Here is a 19,079-nt window from a genome sequence, read left to right as displayed (position 1 = left end):
GGTATGGAACCATGACACATTTTTGAAACACAGCTTCAATTAGCGCCTCGTGTGGCTGCCAAAAACAAAGGCGAATGCCGTTGCCCACATGCCCCATCCACTACAGTCGCTTCAACCCAAGGAGAACATGGAGTTTCGGGCCGCGATCTGCGCTCACCATCTCTGTTCTGGACTGTGGGTGGTGGGGCGCAACTATCAGCGGACCGCGGAGGAAGTCATCGCGCAGGACATCGCCTCTTTTTCGTACTTTGGTTGGCAACCTGAGTTTGAGTATCAGGTCGATGAGGCTCGAAAGATCGTCACGGTGACCGCTCCCGATGCTCCGCCCCGCAGCGCTCGGTACACCAGGGACCAAGGCAGCACGATTCTGCCGCGCGGCGAAACAAACGTCTTTTTCGAACCCGTTCAAGTTCCCCGAAACCCGCCCGATCCTTCCACACAGGAGTGGCCCATGGGGGATGTCGGAGCGACCGTTCCGGTTCCCGATGGCGTTGACTCCAAAGCAGTCGCTGCCGCGCTGGATTGAGCGATGACGCAAGAGGATCAGAACACTCGGGCCTTGGTGGTCGCATACGATGGCAAGATCATCGGTGAGCGTTACGCGGACGGTTGGACGAAGGACACGCCGCAGCTCAGTTGGTCGCAGGGAAAGAGCATCACCGCAACGCTGATCGCCATTCAGCGTTCGCCCCGGTTGGGCGTGGAAGCCACCACGCACTTCCAAACAGTTCCAATGCCGGAAGACTCCTGCCGACCTTTTTCGCGTTCGCTGGTCGTGACATCACGACATCCCTTGGCAGACGGTGGTGCAAACGACGAGGAACCGTTTGGACTTGGACGGTGTTACTCCGTTCGAGTCAGTTGGAGATCGTCGAGGAGGACCACCGCATCGCCATCGGCTTGGCTGACGAAGCCCAGCCAGTCCAGACGATTCCATTTGTCGCTGACGAGCGGCAAGCCGTCAAATGTTTGCGTTTGCTGGTGGGGGATTGATACGGAAACGCTCCACTCGCCCGCGTCTGTTCCGAGTTTGGCGGTCACCTCAACGAGGATCCATTCGTCGACGGGGAGTGTCGTCAGGACACGATTCGGGGAGCGAAGCTGGCCATTCTCGAACCACAAACTGGGACCGCTTTGGTAGGGGTGAGAGGAATCCCGCCATTCATGCTGGAACACCGCATTGTTTCCGAGGCGGATGGCGAACTTGCAACTCGTTGTGCCGTCGCTGTGCTTGGGTTGGATGGATAGCATCGGATAATAACGATGCTTTTGACCGGGAGTGTCGGTGAACTGCAAGACCTTGTTCCCGCTGTTTGCGAGCGCCGAATCGATCACCTGGATTCCACCGAGGTCCGGCGTGGCAGAAACAGATGAGCCAACCGGAAGATCACCGAACTCAAAGTCTTCTCGAAAGGTCAGCGGCGGAGGGGCGGGGGCCTGTTGCATCGTTGGCATCGACAACGACCTGGCTCGTTCTTTCCACGCCTCATCACCATCAACGCCAGCCTGTGACGCATCGAACGGCTGGAAGCCAATCTTTTCAGCGATCGATGTGTCTGCAAACCGGAAGTCGTCCTTCGCAGGATCGACAAACAACGGATCAGCGATGAGTGAATTCTCGCTGGTGTCGGCCTCGCTCAAGTCGACAGGCTTGCCCATTCGCCAATACAAGTTGCCACCAATCTCAACGCCATCGTCACCCCAATTGCCATGAAACAATTTTTCGGAGTCCCACAGAATGATGTTTTGCTGGTAGGTGAAGGAGAGATGCTTTTCAACTCTGCTGCGTCGAACTTGATACTCACGACCGAAGGCGAAGATGTTGTTGCGGATCACATTTTCGCGACCGTAGTGTTGGTGGTAGCCACCGGACTTGGTGCGATAGACAAGATTGTTTTCCAACAAGATGCCAGTGCTGCCCTCGTCGTTGTACAGCCCCCAGCCACCGTATCCCCAAGACTCGATGTCGTGGATGCGATTTCCTCGTAGGACTGTGCCTTCAGACGGGCCAAGCGTGTAAATGCCGCCCATGTCACTGAGCCAGCCTTTGCCGAGATGGTGAATGTGGTTGTGTTCGATCCGATTGCCCTTCGCCAGGCTTCGATCGTATCCCCACCGCCAACCGACGGAGATGCCGGTGTAGTACATGTTGGCAATTTCGTTGTGTGTCACATGGTTGTCGGCACTGTTGCCAATCCAAACGCCCACCGCACACGGAAAGAGATGCCCAGCGTCGTAGACAATGTTGTTGTCGACAACGATGTCGTGGGTCCGTTCCGATTCATTGGTTGCAATTCTTGTTTCACCGACCCGCACTCCTCCTGCGCCCAGGTCGTGCACAAAGCTGTGCTTCAGGACTCCTTCCGTGCAACCCTTGCGGAACCAGATGCCATAACCACCGGTGTGGCCAATTTCGCAGTGATCCAAGACAACGCCTTTTGTCCCATCGATCTGCATCGCAGCCTCGATCGGAGAGGCGGATTGCGATGGCTCAAACCCGGATCGAGGCGTGAGCATTCCGCAGTGGCGGAACGCGATGCCACGAAATTCGAGCTCCTCAACGAACTTGTCGTGGGAGGAATCTCCCCGGATCACGACCAGTTTCTCGCAAACGGGGACGATGAACTCAGCGTCATCCATGGACTCGCCTGATCGCGGTCGGTAGCTGAGTTGCCCTCCGGACGCCAGAAAGAACTCCCCGGGTTCGTCGAGAGCCTTGAGGTAGTTTTCCAGGATGTAACCGGTGTTGCGGGTCAGTGGGTTCCAGGACTTCATTTTCCGACCGGAAGTGACCAATTGACCATTCTCGACGTTGGCGCTGTCGAGGAATCGACGCGTGGTATCCCATTTGTGGAAGGCGAGTAGTTGGACCTGGCGAATCTCTTCTGGAGTGAGTCCTTCAAGGCCGACGATGTCCTCGGGACGAACCGAAAGCGTTTGCTGGGCACGCTTTCCACCGTCGATTGGCTGTTCTCGGCAAGCAACGAGATAGTGAAAGAAGTGGTCGGGTTCACGTGCTCTCACAGCGCGTTGGCCGTTGACCCACAGTTGTTCAAAAAGCCAGTCCGGAGGAAGTTGAGTGGTCCAAATGCCGCCTTCTCCCTCCGTCCATTGCGACGTGATGCGTCGACCTCCTGAGATCACCGGGGTGGTTCCCGCGACGGCTTCGTAAACCACGTTGCCATCGCCGAGTTCAAACGCCAGTGGCTCGGTGATTTCATAGCGACCGTCTCCCACGAGCACGCGAAATGCTTCCTTCGGTGTCTCCATTCGCCGCTTGCGGATCTCGTCGCGGGCTTCCGCCAGCGTTCGCAACGGACCATCTTTGCTGACCTGCAACGTTGTCTCCGCGGAGACAACTGTCGCCATCATGATCCACGCGAGCAGGAGGGGAGTCAGTGTGCGAGGCATTCTTCGATCCAATGGTGTTTCGGTTGTGGGGCGAGGCAAAGTTCAGTGGTCAGGCTGCAAACCAATTTGATCCATGGGGATCCGCTCAAAGGTCGGCAGCTCTTTCAAAATGTTGGAGTCCGATTGCAGTTGGAAGTCTTGGCGGGTGGCATTTTTGAATCCGGCGGGAAAGGGGATTCCAACACCGCCAAGATTTGTGAACCCTTGGATGCCAGCCGCGGTCGCAATCCCTTCGGACGCTCCCGTTGTGTTGACAACGAGGTTGTCAGAGATCTCAAACTGATCGAGCAATTTCTTGACGTTTCCATCGAAGCTGCAGACTTGCTTGGAAACGTCGACAAAGATGTTGCGACGGATCGGATTGTAGAGCGGTTCCCGGGGCGAGTCCTGCATGATCTTCGCGAGGTGTGGGTAGCGGTTGCTCCAAGGCGGATGCTGGTAATTGAATTTCTCCGCCTTTGCTTCCAGACGCCAACTGGGGTAGTCGGGATTGTTCCACTGCTTCCAGGTCATCCCGCGGGCATCCATGTGCAATCCAATCGGGCAGTCGATGATCAGATTGTTGATGACCGGGTTGTCGCGGCCGCCGCCAATCATGATCGCGCGACCAGCTCGGTAGAACACGTTGCCTTCAATTGTGTCGCCGCAATCGCAGTCGTCCAGGTAGATTCCCATCGTGTTGATGTGCTTGTCGTCACCACCTCCCAGATCGTGGATGTAGTTGTGGCGTAGTACATTGCCGCGACTGGTCCAATCACGTCCCGTGTAGAACGCGCCCGAATCGCCTGTTTCCATCACAACGTGGTGGACCTCATTCCGTTCGATCAAGTGTTCGTTGCCGCCGTAGGTCACCGCATTGTGAGGGGCGTCGTGGATCAAGTTGTTGCGAACGATTTGCCCACACCCCTGGACACTCACGCCAGGCTGGTAGGTCCGTATGAATTTGGCATAGTCATGGATGTGGTTGTTGACGATGCGATTGTTGGCGGGCGTGAGCGTCCGTCGATCACCGCCGTTGACCGAGATGCCTGACGTTCCCAGGTTGTGCAGATGACAGGAACGGACTTCGTTGTGACTGCCAATGATCGAAATTCCTGAACGGGCGTGATTCGCTACTGTGCAATTCTTGATCGTGACGTGCTCCGCGTTCCGCAAGACCATCGCGTCGCTGAAGCTGAACTGCAACGTCAAACCTTCGAGCGTCACATACTGGGTGTCACTCATTTTCACCATCGGAGAGGCGAGGACAGCCAAGTCAATGTTCGCACTTTGAAAGTCGGCCGGAGGGTAGACGTAGAGCTTTTTCTGCGATCGGTCGAGGTACCATTCGCCTGGAGCATCGAGTTCCTCGAAGACATTGATCGCATGAAATCGTCGTTCTGCCTTGCCCCATGTGCCGCCCATGATTCCGTAGTTGTGCGGTTTGGCCAAGCGAATCGCCTTCGTTGAATGATCGTAGGAGGCCACGCGGATGACTTCGTCAAACCAATCGTGTGTCCAGTACCCTCGCAGCCACACACCCTGGTCGATGTTCCACTTGCTTGGACGAGTGTTCTCAAACTGAAATGAGCCCGGATGAGGCTTGCGCAAGGATTCGTTCTTTGCATCGGGTTGTGGCAAGCCCGTGTCAATCACTTTCGAGAAACCCGCCCAACCGCCATTCGCAGCGTCCTTGTTCGGCCAGCGAGCCAGTTCCATCGGTTGCCCGTTGATGTACAGCCATGGCCCGGTCGAGACGCCACGGAATGCGTCGCTGAATGCCTGGAACTCCCCGGGGAAATTTTTAAGATCACAAACTCGCACGAGTTCGCGTGCCGAAGGATCCAACCGCTTCTCCATTTCACCGTCAGTGACCGATCGGAAGTCACCTGGTTTCAGTTGGATGCCGCCATGAAGTTGGGCGGCACCGATCTGGACCGCTCGATAGACGACAGGCGATTCTGCTGTGCCGCTGTCCGCCTTGGTCAACTCAAATGACTGATCCAGAGGATAAGTACCAGCCCCGATGTGAACGACCACGGGTGAGTCCGTTGGTATCGCGCCGGAGTCTCTGGCCGCACGGATCGCGTCGCGTGCCTCGGTCAGCGATCGAAATGGTTGCTTCTGACTTCCCTTTCCTCCGGCACTCGCATCGGCCGCGACATGCAGGTTCCAGTCGCAGTGGGCGATGTTCGACATGGTCAGCAGGGCCAGCAACAGGCAAGCAGTGGTTCTCATTCAAGATGTTCTGGGGATGAAGGGGCAAGAATGGCAGTGAGGTGGTGAGCTAACTTCACCCACCATGTTAGCGGAATCTTCTTGTCCCCAGGCTCTGCCTGGGGACACACTGGCTTGGAGGCTCCTGCCTCGCGAGTTTGATTTGGCAGGCGGGAGCCTGCGGTGCATGGCGTTCCCAGGCGGGAGCCTGGGGACGAGCGGGGGAGATCTTGTTCCCAGGCTCTGCCTGGGGACACGCTGGTTTGGAGGCTCCTGCCTCGCGAGTTTAATTCGGCAGGCGGGAGCCTGCGGTGCATGGCGTTCCCAGGCGGGAGCCTGGGGACGAGCGTGGGTCTTGTTCCCAGGCTCTGCCTGGGGACACGCTGGTTTGGAGGCTCCTGCCTCGCGAGTCTGATTCGGCAGGCGGGAGCCTGCGGTGCATGGCGTTCCCAGGCGGAAGCCTGGGGACGAGCGTGCGAGATCTTGTTCCCAGGCTCTGCCTGGGGACACACTGGTTTGGAGGCTCCTGCCTGGCGAGTTTGATTCGGCAGGCGGGAGCCTGCGGTGCATGGCGTTCCCAGGCGGGAGCTTGGGGACGAGCGGGGGAGATCTTGTTCCCAGGCTCTGCCTGGGGAAACACTGGCTTGGAGGCTCCTGCCTCGTGAGTTTGATTCGGCAGGCGGGAGCCTGCGGTGCATGGCGTTCCCAGGCGGGAGCCTGGGGACGAGCGTGGGTCTTGTTCCCAGGCTCTGCCTGGGGACAGACTGGCTTGGAGGCTCCTGCCTCGCGAGTTTGATTCGGCAGGCGGGAGCCCGCGGTGCATGGCGTTCCCAGGCGGAAGCCTGGGGACGAGCGTGGATCTTGTTCCCAGGCTCTGCCTGGGGACACGCTGGTTTGGAGGCTCCTGCCTCGCGAGTTTAATTCGGCAGGCGGGAGCCTGCGGTGCATGGCGTTCCCAGGCGGGAGCCTGGGGACGAGCGTGCGAGATCTTGTTCCCAGGCTCTGCCTGGGGACACGCTGGATTGGAGGCTCCTGCCTCGCGAGTTTGATTCGGCAGGCGGGAGCCTGCGGTGCATGGCGTTCCCAGGCGGGAGCCTGGGGACGAGCGGGGGAGTCGCACGAGGTGGCGCGTTGGCCTGGCCTACCAGCTTCAGCGATCCTCGTTCACTTTCCACTTGTAAGCCGCGAGGGAGTTCTTCCAGAAGTACTTTTCTTGGAGTTCACGCGGTTTGTCAGCGAAGTGGTCTTGGACGATGCTCACGATCTGATCCAGAGGTGCAGCACCGTCGCTGTTCGGCCAGTCGCTGCCAAACAGGATTCGGTCGTCTCCAAACACATCGATCAGTCGATCTAGTTTGGGGCGATGCACCTCGAGGTCCTTGACGATCTTGCCAGCGATGCGATGAATCACGCCCGACAGTTTGACATAGACGTTCGTTCGATGGTGGAGAACTCTCAGGACATTGTCGTAAGCCGTTTGAGTGGCCGCGGTGGGTTCCAGCCGGGGCAGGTGATCGATGATGATGCGTAGATCCGGCACGCTGTCGTTGAGCTTCACGACCGCTTCCAGCAACGGCACGGACGGGTTGGCAACATCCAGCGACAGATCCCGGTCGGACAGCAAACGCATACCTCGAAGGAATGCATCGTCTTGGACCATCTTCGGGAGATCGTAGCCCCACAGCGTTCCGTGCCGAATGCCACGAAACAACGGGTTCTTGGCGTGGCGAACCAACAATTCGGCGAAGTCCGGTTTCTCCGGCTGCAGATTGCCGACCAGCCCGAGCATCATGTCGTCCGACTGCATGACTTGAAGCGCCCACAGGTTGTCTTCCACCCACGGGCTGGCTTCGACCTTGATCGCACCCGTGATTCCCAACGGAACGGCCAGCTTCCGATAGTCGGCTGGCATGGCAATGGTGGGGGAGTCACCGCCCGGACCTACGTAGGGCGCTCCCTGAGGACGAGACCCGTCGAAGAGATGGATGTGGCAATCGATGATTGGAATCGGCTCGTCTTTCGGACTTGGTGCCGCGATTGCAGACTCTGACATCGCCATTGCTCCCATGGCAACGGTGCTCACCATGAATCCACGGCGGGTCGTGTGTTCGACTGACGAGGCCGAACGATCGGATGAGGATTCACCACTCATGCTGTTCCTGGTCCGTGTAGAGGTCATGCAATTTTGAAGTGCCGTGTTCGTGACGTCTTGCGACCCCCGCCCGCTGGCAAAGGGCGAGTCGATTTTGCAATAGGTTGACCACTCTTGGCCGACGTCCGCAACTTGGACGGGCAAGAGTGCCTTTTTATACCCCACAACTCGAAACACCAAAGATTAGTGTCCGATCAGAGTGGATTAGTGTTCCGCCAGAGCGGCCAAGGGAACACTAATCTCCGCTGATCGAACACGAAGCAGGTCGGCAGGAATGATCAAGCACAATCATGTGAGCCGTTTGGGCGTTAGCCCCGGTTGTGCGTGAAAACCGTGGCTAACGCCAACGGCTCACATACCCGATGACACCTGCGTATCTGCCTAATGGTTCTTGGGCAAGGGATGTTTGGCTTCAAAACGCCTGTATTTACAACGCAAACGGCTCCCAGAAGTTGTGGGGTACAAAAAGGCAAGAGTGCCCATCCTACAGGCTACCTGCGTTGAAACCTCATTGACGGCTCAACCTCTGTATTCGAAAGGAGCATTGGGGGCTGTCCTGGGCTGTTCAATCTTTGAGGTTGCAGCGCTTCTGGTGTGTGCAAGTTTCTGTCTCGCATCGACAAGTCACCTCTCCCTCATCTTTGTCGGGGGAGAGGTCGAACAGGCCGATGGAGGCCCTGTTCGGGTGAGGGGGCGATTCACAGCAAACCGCCTTTTTGGCCTCGTTTCACACATCGCGTGCCCCCTCACCCGGATCTCGCTGAACGCTCGCTCCGACCTCTCCCCCAACTTCGTCGGGGGAGAGGTGACAGGCAAGAAACTGTCCACAAAAACGCTGTGTCGACACCAAAGATTGTCCAACCGGGGCGAACGCCCAAACGGCTCACAGGATTATGCCCGATCATTCCTGCCGACCTGCTTACAACGAGACGCTGGCGTTGATTTTTTCGTCCGTTTCGGCACGTTCGCCCTGGACGTACGCTTTCCCCGCACGCAGCAAGTACTTGATCCCGGTGAAGCCGCTGTTGTCCCAGTACTCTCCATGGTCGGGTTCGACGCGGAGCAAGGTGATGTTGGGATCGTTCTTGCCTTCGGGGAACCAAACCTTCCAGGCTTCTTTCCAAAGTTGGTCCAGCTTGGCCGCGTCATCGATGACGCGGCACTGCCCCGACAAGGTGACGAATTTGTTGGACGCCTGCAGGGTAACCGCCACGTCACGGTCCAGCATCAATTCCGCGATTTTTCCGGAGTTGCGACTAGTGACAAACCAGAGTTGACCGTCGTCGGTCGCTTCGGCGATTGCCATCGGACGAGCGTCCAGCCCGCCATCATCGGTCTTGGTGACGAGCATGGCATTGTCGAAGTCGTGAATGAGTTCAATCAGCTTCTTTTGAGTGTTCATCTTGGTACCTACTAACGGGGGCGAGTTACGTGACTGGCATGAGTTGCAAATGGGAGGCCAACATGCCTGAGATCATGCCTTCGCACAAAAAAACGAGAGGTGGGAACCTCTCGCAGTTCGAAACGGTGATTCGATCCGGTTCACACGAATCGTTTGCGGATCAGTGCATGTGGGTCTGTGAAGGCGACCGATTCCAACGGGTTGCGATGGCGAGCACGGCGACGGCACCGATGATCGATCCGATCCATCCGGACGCTTGCATGGCGGACCCACCGAATAGTAGGAAGGCAAGGAATCCGCCGACGAACGAACCTGCGACGCCCAACAGCGTCGTCTTGATCATTCCCAGGTCTTGGCGACCCGGATAGATGAGGCGAGCAAGGGCTCCAACGATCAATCCGAAAATGATCCAGCCGATGATAGGAATTAACATAGTGGGGCTCCTTTCAAGAGCGATGTGTGAACTTCAAACGAGGTGGACTCACTTCGAAGGAAGCGAGTCGTTTTCAACGAGCAAAGACTCGGGACGCCAGGTCAGACTTCTTGGGCTTGCAACATCCACAGATGTTTCTCGAGTTCCCCGGACAGGGCAATCAGCATGTCTTCACTGATGGCGTCCAGTTCACCGAGCTTTTCGATGGCACTTCGAAGCGAGTCAATCATTTGCTTCAGTGCGTCGGCGACCTTCGCAATGGTTTCGCTCACTTTGACGAAACCGCCGGGGTATTCTTCCAGTTCGCTTTCCGCGACGACGGTCGAACTGCGCCCATCGGCAGGTACACCCAAGGTAACGATCCGTTCCGCGACTTCATCGCTTCCGGCACGTACCGTTTCTATGATTTCATCGAGTTGCAAGTGAATGCTGCGGAAATTCTGTCCCACCACGTTCCAGTGGGCTTGTTTCATCAGCAGGGCAAGGTCAATCAAATCCGTCAGGTTGTGTTGCAACAAGGAAGTCACTTCCTGGTTCGTTTCGTCCTCGAGGATCTCACGTTTGAACGGAGTTTTTGTCGTGGTTGTGGTGGACATGCTTTAATCTCTTGGGTTTGTGGGAGAAGGAATAGATGAGCGGGAGGGAGTTCGCTAGGGAGCCAAGTAGTCTTCGCGAAAAGCGGTGGCAGCGAGTGGTGCGGCGGCTTCGAAGCCTCCGTCGATCGGCCAGCGTGCTCCGGTGATGAATCCCGCTTGCTCGCCAGCCAAGAAGTTGATGACGGCCGCGACTTCATCGGGATGACCGACTCGGCGGACGGGAATTGCCTCACGCGGCGAGCTGCTTGCCTCGTCGGCATCCATGTCGTTCATTGGTGTCGCGATTTCACCGGGGGCAACGGAGTTCACCGTGATGTTGAGCGGTGTCAGATCCAATGCCAAACATTTCACCAGGCCGCCAAGAGCGTGCTTGGTCATGGTGTACAGCGTATCGACTGGACTGGCGATCGCTTCGTGAACGCTGGTGACGACGATGATTCGTCCAGGCGTCCTTTTGGGGGCGCCGTCCAAACCACCGGGCAACATGTGGTGCACGGCCCGCTGGATCGCCAAGGTTGCACCGATCGTGTTGACGTTGAAGATTCGCTGTGCTGTCGCAACGTCCAGATCTGGCATGGTCTGGTTGACCATCATGCCGGCATTGTTAACGAACACGTCCAAACCACCCAGTTCGTCGGCCATCTCATCAACCACTGGATTCGCGGTTTCAGGATGTGTCAAATCCAAGTGTTTGATCACGCACGAACGTCCTGTTGCTTGCACCATTTTGGCAGTGCGCTGGGCCTCTTCTTCGCTGTGAGCGTAGGTGATTGCAACGTCATGCCCCGATTGAGCCAGGGCGACAGCGGTCGCGCGGCCAATGCCTGTGCTGCCGCCGGTGATGATTGCTTTGCGATTCATGGGATTCTGTGATGAGGATCTTTGGTAGCGGACTCTTGCCGCTGGATGTTGCGTTGCGTTAGGAGACCCGAGTTGCTCAGGCGTCCTCCAGCTCGGTTTCGCTTTTCAAAACATGGTCGCCGTCTTCCTGTTCGATGAAATAGGCAGGTGTTTCGTCGCTGGCGTTTCGTGTGACCTCATTGCCCTTGATGGTCTTCGTCACCTTCTCCTTGTGGGACTCTTTGATCTGTCCCTTGGCGGTTCCGCTGCCATAGTTCCACGTGACGTACTGGTTGACTTGGAATTTTTGGCTCATGAGAAGTTCAGGCTGCTCTCGGGGAGACGTGTTTCGGTTTCGAACGTCGCGGGCTGAGTCCGAGCGAAGCACAGGAAACGATTCAGACTGCGAAGATCAGACTGGTAGAAACTTGGAAGCAAACGCCGGGCCAAAGGTGATGCCGTTACGATTGGCTCGCCGCTTGCGGATGATGGAGAGGCGGACGCAAACGGTTCATTGCATGCCTTCGCGGCCGTCTTTCGCTGCGGCAGTTCAGCCTGGGTTTTGGCTGAATTGATCCCACAGCATTCTTTCACTCACGGACAATGGTCATGAACGACACTCAACAAGACACCGCCCCTCTGAATCACACGCCTTGCCCCGGGTGCGGGAAGCAGGTGGATGATCGCGTTCCGGCTTGCCCTCGATGCGGCGAGAAGATCTACGTCGAACATCCGGGCGGGATCACTCCGACCAAGCACGAGCCTTTGCCGGCGAACGATCCCAGGAAGTAGTGTTTGGTTCCCTTTCTTGCGACGCGGTCGATTGCAGATCATTTCACATCCGCAAGCGTTGTCGCGTTCGTTTGAACGCGATCATGTGTCCCGCTGATTGTGATGATTTGTTCAGTTGAAGTTCTCCTGTGAGGGAGGATCAGGTTTGATGTTCATCGCCTGACGCTTCGCCGTGGAAAACGCTGGGTCCACGAGCGGTATGCAGCTGGCGGTCGATCGCGGCACGACACTTGCGTCGCCTTGATTTCAAACTTTCATCCTTTCTTATTGATCTAATTCCATGTCTTCATCCTCGGCAGTTCGCAGCGATATGCTTCGCCAGTGGATGAAGTCTGTTGTGTCGGTGACGATCGAGGGAGTGGCCAGCGGCGAGCATCCGTTTGGTGCTGGCGTCTTCACCGAGGACGGAAGGCAAATCGCCGTTGCTCACAACCAAGTGGTCACACGCTGTGATCCGACAGCCCATGCAGAGATTCTGGCCATCGGGAAGGCTGCCAAAAAGCTTCGGGGGCCGGACCTGTCAGGTTTATGGATCGTTTCAACCGGCGAGCCCTGCCCGATGTGTCTGGCTGCAATCGGGTTGGCAGGGATCCAACGAGTTGCGTATGGAGCGTCCGCAGCAACCATCGAGGCGGCCAACTTCGGCACCTTGGGATTGAAGGCCAGTGATCTCGCAAGTCAGTTGTCGCCGGCCATTGAACTGACCGGCGGTGTCTTGGAGTATGACTGTTCGGCTCTTCTGATCAATCATCGAAGGAAGGATCAGGGCGATGGTTGAACTGAATTGGAAGGTTGCCCAGGAACTGCCGCTACCAACGATTGGCATGGGAAATGTTTTGGTCGTGGACGATGTCGCCGTGATGCGAACGATCATCTCAAGAGTTTTGAGTGACCTGCAGGTTGAAAGCGTGCAGGCTTCCGACGGTCGCGAAGCATTCGAATGGTTGTCCAAGCGGGCTTTCAACGCTGTGATCACCGACATCGAAATGCCAAATTGGAGTGGCTTTGATTTGGTCGATGCAATGCGGAGGTCAAAGGATCAGCGAGTGGCAACCATGCCGGTGATTGTGACGAGCACGCTGGCAAGCAAGGCAGTCGCTCGGAGAGCACGGCAGTACGTTGGGGTGTATTTCCTGCAGAAACCAATCTCCGTCTCACGGTTGAGCGTCACGCTGAAGATGGTTGCCACCAGCCGTTGGCTGCATGAGCGATTTTCGGCTGGTCAAGAGATTGGTCTTTGACACAAACGTCACTTGCGAGGATTTGATCAATCATGGATCAGTGGATCGAAACAGTCTTGGAGCAGTTTGGAGCGTTCGGCGTCGGAATGTTGATGCTCCTAGAAAACGTGTTCCCTCCCATTCCATCTGAGTTGGTGATGCCTTGGGCGGGATACTCAGTCAGCCAGGGACAGTCTTCTTTTCTCGCGGTTGTCGTTTCCGGTAGCCTTGGATCCTTTGCAGGGGCGTGGGCGTGGTACTGGGGCGCACGTCGAATCGGAAAACAACGTTTGGCGGCGTGGGTGGATCAGCATGGTGCCTGGCTGACCATCAGCCGTGACGACATTGACCGGGTCGATCGTTGGTTTGGAGAGTGGGGTGCCGCAGCCGTGCTTTTGTGTCGTTTGGTTCCCGGTTTGAGAACGTTGATCAGCGTTCCCGCTGGCTTTGCAGAGATGCCCCCCTTCAAGTTCTCCGTTTACACCGCCGTCGGGACGGTCGCTTGGACCTCGCTGTTGGCCGTGATCGGCTGGTGGCTCGGTAAGAATTACGGCGATCTCGCCGGTCCGCTCAGTTGGGTCAGCACAGGAGTGATCGCTTTGATGGTGGCGATCTGGCTCTACCGGTTGGTTCAGCAACGTCGTATGCGAGCCCGTAGCACAACGCACGGATGAGAGAATGGATGGCGACCTGCTTAGCGTCGGTCTTGAGGCTCTTCTGAGCTATTCTTTGCCGAACTCGTTTTGGACCTTCGAATCACCCACTTTGCGATGCGATGTTCGATGCATCCCACAATGAGAAGCACGAACACGGCCGCGATCGCGACGCTGGTTGCCAGTGCCACTCGTTCCACAGCGGTTGCGACACCGATGCCAGCCGTCAGAAAAATGCTCGCCGCTGTTGTCAGTCCTTCGACCTGTTCGCCTTTCTGATGAACGATCGTCCCGGCACCTAGGAAACTGATGCCAACCACGATCGCTTGAAGGACACGAATCGGGTCCGCGCTGAGGAGCGAATCGGGCTCGCGAGATTGGAAGTGATTCACTGCTTCCTGAGCCAGCAGCATCATCAGCGATGATCCAGCGCAAACGAAAATGTGAGTCCGGATTCCAGCGGGCTTGCGAGCGAACTCACGTTCGATTCCCAGCAAAGCGCCCAGGCCACCAGCGGTAGCGATGGTTTGCAATTGGGTGATGTCGAGACTGTCTAGCATGCGCTCTGCACCGAGCAAAAATTGTGCCCTTGCTTGAGAACGGTCGTGAACTCAGTGTCCGGTACCTGTCGCGGGAAGCACCCCTTGGGCCGTCCCCGGCAAACGGTACCTGCAACGTATCTTCAGCTCATGACATCGTTGGTGATCTCCGGGTGAACACGTTCAGTCCACGAGCCTGTCCGGCATGGCGATTGCTGCTGACAACCGCAATCTGGCGTCCCACCGATCCGAACATGCGTTGCATGGTCACTGGACGAATTGCTATCCCGCTGAGCATTTATCGACCACCGTCTATGAACTTCGCTGCCTCCCAGTCCGCTCTCGATCCCGCCGGTGTCGGTGCCGATTCGATTGCGGACTTGTTTTGGGTGATGTTGTTCGGTGGAAGTTTGATTTGGCTGATCGTGGTCGGGTTAGCAGTCTATGCGATTGTGGTCCCGGGTCAGCATGACCAGAAGAAGACACGAATGCTTGTCATTGGTGGCGGGGCAGTTTTCCCAATATTGGTTTTGACGGCGCTCCTGACGTACGGGTTGGCGATGTTGCCCGAGCTGCAACGCCCGGCTCCGGATGGCAGCCAGGTGATCGAGGTCACCGGGGTTCGATGGTGGTGGCGAGTTGTCTACCAAACGACAGACGGAAACAAAGTGGAGACCGCCAACGAAATTCATTTGCCGGTGAACGAACCCATCGAATTCAAGCTGAAGAGCGACGACGTGATCCATGCGTTTTGGATTCCTTCGTTGGGCGGCAAGATCGACATGATTCCTGGTCGCGAAAATCGGTTGAAGCTGGTGCCCAATCGAATCGGTGTCTATCGCGGTGTGTGCGCCGAATACTGCGGTGAGGCCCACACGCAGATGGCGTTTGATGTGATGGTGGAGTCACGAGAGGATTACGACGAGTGGCTACGCCAACAAAAAGTGCCCGCGGTCGAAATGTCAGGCTTGGCGAAACGAGGTCAACGCGTCTTTGAGTCGTCCGGTTGTGGCGCTTGCCATGCGATTCGCGGAACGTCGTCTGACGGAGTTGTCGGTCCCGACTTGACGCACTTTGGTAGTCGCCGAAGCATCGGTGCGTCTGTGATGCCAAACAATCCGGACAATCTGACTCGCTGGGTCACCGAAACTCATCGCATCAAACCGGGAGTGGAGATGCCTACGTTTGAAGTCTTGGATGATGCCGAGCTGCAATCGTTGGTTCGCTACTTGGGGGAATTGAAGTGAATGATCCAAGAGCGAAGCGGTTGTTGAAAGCGTGGGAAACGCCCAAAGGTTGGCGTTATTGGTCGGCGGTCAACAACAGCGAAGTGGGACTGTGGTACACGCTCACTGCGTTTGCGTTCTTTCTATTTGGCGGTGTGCTGGCGCTCATCATGCGGGTTCAATTGGCGTTGCCCGACAACCATTGGCTGACACCTGATCAGTACAATCAGATCTTCACGATGCACGGCAGCGTCATGATGTTCTTGTTTGCCGTGCCGATCTTGGAAGCGATCTCGATCATGCTGCTTCCCGAGATGTTGGGCTCACGTGACCTGCCGTTCCCAAGGTTGTCAGCCTACGGGTACTGGTGCTTCTTGATTGGTGGCGTGTTTGTGTGCGCCTCGCTGTTTTTCGGCGTTGGCCCCCGCGGTGGTTGGTTCATGTATCCACCGATGACAACGGAGTACCAAGAGGGGATTGGGCCCGACATTTGGTTGCTGGGGCTTTCGTTCATTGAAATTGCTTCCATTGCTGCAGCGGTGGAACTCATTGTTGGTGTTTTGAAGTGCCGGCCGCCGGGAATGCGATTGAATCTGATTCCGCTTTACGCTTGGTACATCCTGGTCGTGGCGGTCATGATTCTGTTCGCCTTTCCACCATTGATCGCTGGTGATTTGTTGATGGAATTGGAACGAGCCATGGATTGGCCGTTCTTTGATGTCGAGCGTGGTGGCGACCCGATGCTCTGGCAACACCTGTTTTGGATCTTCGGACATCCTGAGGTCTACATCGTTTTCCTGCCTTCGATCGCCTTGGTCGCGATGATCATTCCGACGTTCGCCCGTACGCCGATGGCTGGATATGGGTGGATCGTGCTGGCAGCGGTGGGAACCGGGTTTTTGAGCTTTGGGTTGTGGGTTCACCACATGTTCACGACCGGATTGCCGGGGATCTCGATTGGCATCTTTTCCGCTGCGTCCCAAGCGGTGGCGATACCCACCGGCGTGCAGATTTTCTGTTTCATCGCGACGTTGTTGGTGGGCCGTGTCCAACGCAATGTCTGTTTGAAGTTTGTGCTGGCCGGGTTGGCGACGTTCATCATCGGCGGGTTGACAGGGGTGATGGTTGCGATCGCCCCGTTTGATTACCAAGCTCACGACACTTACTTCATCGTTGGGCATCTGCACTACGTGTTGATCGGTGGCACGATTTTTCCAATCGTTGCGGGATTTTACTACTACTACCCATTCGTGACGGGCAAGCGACTTTCGGAAAGGCTGGGCAACATCGCGTTTTGGTTGATGTTGATCGGATTCAATGTTGCCTTCTTTCCGATGCACCTCGCGGGATTGACTGGGATGCCTCGCCGGGTCCACACATTCCCGGGTGGAATGGGGTTTGAATTGCCAAATTTGATCTCATCCATTGGCGCATTTGGGTTGGGAGCGGGATTCGTGGTGCTGCTTTGGGACGTGTTTCGCCCCAAGGGGAACCAGCCATATGTACCGCGAAATGTTTGGAACGCGGGAACGCTTGAGTGGAGCGGGCAGGTGCCTGATCATCCCTGGGGTATTCGCTCCATACCGATCATTGAAACGAGATACCCGCTGTGGGAGCAAGAGAATCTGATGGCCGAGATTGATGCCGGACAATTCTACTTGGCCGATGCGGAGGAGGGGCGGCGAGAGACGTTGGTGACCAGTGCGGTGGACGCGGAATTGATCCAGTGTTTGCGTGTTCCGGGGCCATCGTTTTTGCCTTTTTGGGCGGCAGTGTTCACCGGTGGAGTGTTCATCTTTTCAACCTATCACTGGTGGATGCTGGCCGGTTGTTGCAGCGTGCTCTCGTTCGCAACGATCGTGACTTGGATGTGGACGGGGACGGCAGAGATCCCTGAAAAAGAAACCAAGCCGGTTGGATTGGGCCAATCGTTGCCACTTTATGTGTCGGGTCCCGCGGCGGTGGGTTGGTGGGCGATGTTCATCACGATGCTGGGCGATATGACAGCATTCATCTCGCTGGTGTTTGGGTATTTCTTCTATTGGACCGTGCACGAAGACTTCCCCCCGGCACACTGGAACGGCGAGCCTGTTGTCGGCGCAGGATCGCTTTGGCCCCTCGTTTCGGTTGGATTGGGGGCTGTGGCGTGGTTCGCGGTGGTGATGGCGCGGCGTTGGAATCACAACGACTTCATTCTGGGGTTTTATGCGTCGAGCTCGTTGGCGGTGGCGGCCGCACTGGCGTCTGGCGTGGCGCTTGTTTGGGGACCGCATTCCAACGGGATGGATCCAACGGTGCACGTGTATAGCTCGACCACCGGAGTGTTGGTCCTCTGGTCTTTCGTACATTTGATTCTCGGTGCCACGATGCTTCTTTACTGCATGGCTCGGCGCCTCTTCGGGAAGATGGATGCCGAGCATGACGCGGATATCGTGAACGTCACATTGGCGTGGCACTTTTTGTTGCTGACCGTTGCGATCACCGGATCGGTGTTGGCACTCTTTCCTTGGGTGGCTTGATGAGTGAGCGTGTGAATCGGCAGGCTGTTCCACTGCATGAGCATGAGCGACTGCGCCCGATGCGGATGCGTTTGTGGTGGATTGCGATTTCGCCGACGGTTTGGGCCATTCACTTTCTGGCGAGTTACATCACCGCGGCGATTTGGTGTGAGAAGATGATGGCAGGCAACCTGCGGCCGTTGCAGTTCTCCGTTGCGATCTACACCGCGATCGCGTTGCCCGCAATGGGATGGGTTGGTTGGGCGAGCTACCGCAACTTTCGTCGCGGCGATCCGCCGGTCCCGTATGACTTTGACGATCCGACGGATCGAACTCACTTCCTCGGATTCACCGCCTTTTTGTTGTCAGTGTTGAGTGTCGTCGCGACGCTGTTCACGGCTTTGGTGTTCGTGTTGATTGGGAGTTGCGACTGATGAAAGTGTGGATGTGGAATTTTGGCTGGGCTGTGCTCGGACTTGCTTGGTTGGGACCGTTGCCTGAACTCGCGCAGGTTTCCTTCGCCGCGCACATGACGTTGCACATGGCGGTGGTTGCGGTTGCGTCGCCGCTGCTGGCGATTGCGGCAGCCGGGACAAGGTTGGATCCTGTTCGGAAGGTGCCTGGTCTGTTCTCACCGATCCCAGCATCCGTGGGCGAACTGTTGATCGTTTGGGCTTGGCATGCTCCCGGCTTGCATCACTTCGCTCGTCACTCCCTGATCGGTTTTGTGATCGAACAATCCATGTTCTTGGCTGCCGGCGTGTGGGTTTGGATCTCTGCGTTCGGGGGCTCGTTGCCTCGCTCACCGGCACGCAGTGGAGCGGGTGTGATTGGTTTGCTGTTGACTTCGATGCACATGACGTTGCTCGGTGCCTTGCTGACGCTCTCACCAAGACTTCTCTATTCACATCATCATTCAGGATGGCTGGATCCGATCACGGACCAACACCTTGGTGGAGCAGTGATGTTGGTGGTCGGCGGCATTGCTTTCTTGGCGGGAGGGCTTTGGCTCACAAGGGATTTGGTCGGCGATGGTGAGAATGGTTCAGCACGGCTCTCCGTTGCGTCTTTCCAAACGCATTGCGGGAGTGCATCACATGAATGATCCTGGGTTTCATCTT

Annotated in this window: 18 protein-coding genes; 9 read left to right on the top strand and 9 right to left on the bottom strand. The window is 56.8% G+C overall.

Translation table 11 applies throughout. The annotated features are described in order from the left end of the window. Positions 1–88 precede the first annotated feature (88 nt). A complete protein-coding gene (locus UH5x_RS05085; RefSeq protein ID WP_482634945.1) occupies positions 89–526 on the top strand; it encodes a hypothetical protein in 438 nt (145 codons plus the stop codon). Between the two features lie 317 nt (positions 527–843). On the opposite strand, the gene UH5x_RS05080 is transcribed toward UH5x_RS05085, so the two are convergent. From UH5x_RS05080 to UH5x_RS05045, 8 genes are all read right to left on the bottom strand, one after another. Beyond that, complete coding sequence (locus UH5x_RS05080; protein WP_482636130.1) at positions 844–3,372, bottom strand: right-handed parallel beta-helix repeat-containing protein; 2,529 nt, start codon at positions 3,370–3,372, stop codon at positions 844–846. Positions 3,373–3,453: 81 nt separating this feature from the next. Beyond that, positions 3,454–5,628 (bottom strand): right-handed parallel beta-helix repeat-containing protein, encoded by a 2,175-nt coding sequence (locus UH5x_RS05075; protein WP_482634944.1) that lies wholly within the window; start codon positions 5,626–5,628, stop codon positions 3,454–3,456. A gap of 1,129 nt (positions 5,629–6,757) precedes the next feature. Further along, complete coding sequence (locus UH5x_RS05070) at positions 6,758–7,759, bottom strand: amidohydrolase family protein (protein ID WP_482634943.1); 1,002 nt, start codon at positions 7,757–7,759, stop codon at positions 6,758–6,760. Positions 7,760–8,678: 919 nt separating this feature from the next. Further along, positions 8,679–9,161, bottom strand: a complete 483-nt coding sequence (locus UH5x_RS05065; protein ID WP_047813658.1) for a pyridoxamine 5'-phosphate oxidase family protein — start codon at positions 9,159–9,161, stop codon at positions 8,679–8,681. A 160-nt stretch (positions 9,162–9,321) separates the two neighbouring features. Then, entirely contained in the window at positions 9,322–9,594 is a 273-nt protein-coding gene (locus UH5x_RS05060; protein ID WP_047813657.1) for a GlsB/YeaQ/YmgE family stress response membrane protein, read from the bottom strand. A 101-nt stretch (positions 9,595–9,695) separates the two neighbouring features. Next, on the bottom strand, positions 9,696–10,190 hold the full coding sequence (gene dps, locus UH5x_RS05055) for a DNA starvation/stationary phase protection protein Dps (RefSeq protein ID WP_482634942.1): 495 nt from the start codon (positions 10,188–10,190) through the stop codon (positions 9,696–9,698). Between the two features lie 54 nt (positions 10,191–10,244). Beyond that, positions 10,245–11,051 (bottom strand): SDR family oxidoreductase, encoded by an 807-nt coding sequence (locus tag UH5x_RS05050; RefSeq protein ID WP_482634941.1) that lies wholly within the window; start codon positions 11,049–11,051, stop codon positions 10,245–10,247. 76 nt (positions 11,052–11,127) lie between these two features. Continuing rightward, positions 11,128–11,346, bottom strand: coding sequence for a hypervirulence associated TUDOR domain-containing protein (locus UH5x_RS05045; protein ID WP_047813820.1), 219 nt, complete (start codon positions 11,344–11,346; stop codon positions 11,128–11,130). 293 nt (positions 11,347–11,639) lie between these two features. On the opposite strand from UH5x_RS05045, the gene UH5x_RS05040 reads away from it, so the two are divergent. The 4 genes from UH5x_RS05040 (at position 11,640) to UH5x_RS05025 (ending at position 13,716) form a co-directional block, all read left to right on the top strand. Beyond that, positions 11,640–11,822, top strand: a complete 183-nt coding sequence (locus UH5x_RS05040; RefSeq protein WP_047813819.1) for a zinc ribbon domain-containing protein — start codon at positions 11,640–11,642, stop codon at positions 11,820–11,822. Positions 11,823–12,102: 280 nt separating this feature from the next. After that, positions 12,103–12,600: a nucleoside deaminase gene (locus UH5x_RS05035; RefSeq protein WP_482634940.1), complete on the top strand. Its 498-nt coding sequence runs from the start codon at positions 12,103–12,105 to the stop codon at positions 12,598–12,600. Further along, entirely contained in the window at positions 12,593–13,063 is a 471-nt protein-coding gene (locus tag UH5x_RS05030) for a response regulator (RefSeq protein WP_047813654.1), read from the top strand. The genes UH5x_RS05035 and UH5x_RS05030 overlap by 8 nt, the downstream gene beginning before the upstream one ends. A gap of 32 nt (positions 13,064–13,095) precedes the next feature. Next, the gene (locus UH5x_RS05025) at positions 13,096–13,716 is read left to right on the top strand and encodes a DedA family protein (RefSeq protein ID WP_482634939.1); all 621 of its coding nucleotides are present in this window, start codon (positions 13,096–13,098) and stop codon (positions 13,714–13,716) included. Positions 13,717–13,736: 20 nt separating this feature from the next. Here the strand turns inward: UH5x_RS05025 and UH5x_RS05020 are convergent, their stop codons facing one another. Beyond that, positions 13,737–14,255, bottom strand: a complete 519-nt coding sequence (locus UH5x_RS05020; RefSeq protein WP_047813652.1) for an MgtC/SapB family protein — start codon at positions 14,253–14,255, stop codon at positions 13,737–13,739. A gap of 152 nt (positions 14,256–14,407) precedes the next feature. Between UH5x_RS05020 and coxB the strand changes: the two genes are divergently transcribed. Genes coxB through UH5x_RS05000 form a run of 4 tightly spaced genes read left to right on the top strand, consistent with a single transcriptional unit; the run spans position 14,408 to position 19,063 of the window. Continuing rightward, complete coding sequence (gene coxB, locus UH5x_RS05015; RefSeq protein WP_482634938.1) at positions 14,408–15,481, top strand: cytochrome c oxidase subunit II; 1,074 nt, start codon at positions 14,408–14,410, stop codon at positions 15,479–15,481. Beyond that, complete coding sequence (ctaD, locus tag UH5x_RS05010; protein WP_482634937.1) at positions 15,478–17,979, top strand: cytochrome c oxidase subunit I; 2,502 nt, start codon at positions 15,478–15,480, stop codon at positions 17,977–17,979. The genes coxB and ctaD overlap by 4 nt, the downstream gene beginning before the upstream one ends. Beyond that, on the top strand, positions 17,979–18,392 hold the full coding sequence (locus UH5x_RS05005) for a transmembrane prediction (RefSeq protein WP_482634936.1): 414 nt from the start codon (positions 17,979–17,981) through the stop codon (positions 18,390–18,392). Before ctaD ends, UH5x_RS05005 begins: the two co-directional genes overlap by 1 nt. Beyond that, positions 18,392–19,063 (top strand): cytochrome c oxidase assembly protein, encoded by a 672-nt coding sequence (locus tag UH5x_RS05000; protein ID WP_047813649.1) that lies wholly within the window; start codon positions 18,392–18,394, stop codon positions 19,061–19,063. Before UH5x_RS05005 ends, UH5x_RS05000 begins: the two co-directional genes overlap by 1 nt. Positions 19,064–19,079: the final 16 nt, after the last annotated feature.

The sequence above is a fragment of the Rhodopirellula sp. UH5 genome (genome assembly GCF_056839225.1).
Note: the sequence above shows the minus strand (reverse complement) of the source record. Positions and strands in the feature narration are given on the sequence as shown.

Excerpts from the sequence above, each read along its gene's own strand:
- UH5x_RS05085 (WP_482634945.1), top strand. The coding sequence starts at position 89 with ATGCCCCATCCACTACAGTCGCTTCAACCCAAGGAGAACATGGAGTTT.
- UH5x_RS05080 (WP_482636130.1), bottom strand. The coding sequence starts at position 3,372 with ATGATGGCGACAGTTGTCTCCGCGGAGACAACGTTGCAGGTCAGCAAA.
- UH5x_RS05075 (WP_482634944.1), bottom strand. The coding sequence starts at position 5,628 with ATGAGAACCACTGCTTGCCTGTTGCTGGCCCTGCTGACCATGTCGAAC.
- UH5x_RS05070 (WP_482634943.1), bottom strand. The coding sequence starts at position 7,759 with ATGAGTGGTGAATCCTCATCCGATCGTTCGGCCTCGTCAGTCGAACAC.
- UH5x_RS05065 (WP_047813658.1), bottom strand. The coding sequence starts at position 9,161 with ATGAACACTCAAAAGAAGCTGATTGAACTCATTCACGACTTCGACAAT.
- UH5x_RS05060 (WP_047813657.1), bottom strand. The coding sequence starts at position 9,594 with ATGTTAATTCCTATCATCGGCTGGATCATTTTCGGATTGATCGTTGGA.
- dps (WP_482634942.1), bottom strand. The coding sequence starts at position 10,190 with ATGTCCACCACAACCACGACAAAAACTCCGTTCAAACGTGAGATCCTC.
- UH5x_RS05050 (WP_482634941.1), bottom strand. The coding sequence starts at position 11,051 with ATGAATCGCAAAGCAATCATCACCGGCGGCAGCACAGGCATTGGCCGC.
- UH5x_RS05045 (WP_047813820.1), bottom strand. The coding sequence starts at position 11,346 with ATGAGCCAAAAATTCCAAGTCAACCAGTACGTCACGTGGAACTATGGC.
- UH5x_RS05040 (WP_047813819.1), top strand. The coding sequence starts at position 11,640 with ATGAACGACACTCAACAAGACACCGCCCCTCTGAATCACACGCCTTGC.
- UH5x_RS05035 (WP_482634940.1), top strand. The coding sequence starts at position 12,103 with ATGTCTTCATCCTCGGCAGTTCGCAGCGATATGCTTCGCCAGTGGATG.
- UH5x_RS05030 (WP_047813654.1), top strand. The coding sequence starts at position 12,593 with ATGGTTGAACTGAATTGGAAGGTTGCCCAGGAACTGCCGCTACCAACG.
- UH5x_RS05025 (WP_482634939.1), top strand. The coding sequence starts at position 13,096 with ATGGATCAGTGGATCGAAACAGTCTTGGAGCAGTTTGGAGCGTTCGGC.
- UH5x_RS05020 (WP_047813652.1), bottom strand. The coding sequence starts at position 14,255 with ATGCTAGACAGTCTCGACATCACCCAATTGCAAACCATCGCTACCGCT.
- UH5x_RS05005 (WP_482634936.1), top strand. The coding sequence starts at position 17,979 with ATGAGTGAGCGTGTGAATCGGCAGGCTGTTCCACTGCATGAGCATGAG.
- UH5x_RS05000 (WP_047813649.1), top strand. The coding sequence starts at position 18,392 with ATGAAAGTGTGGATGTGGAATTTTGGCTGGGCTGTGCTCGGACTTGCT.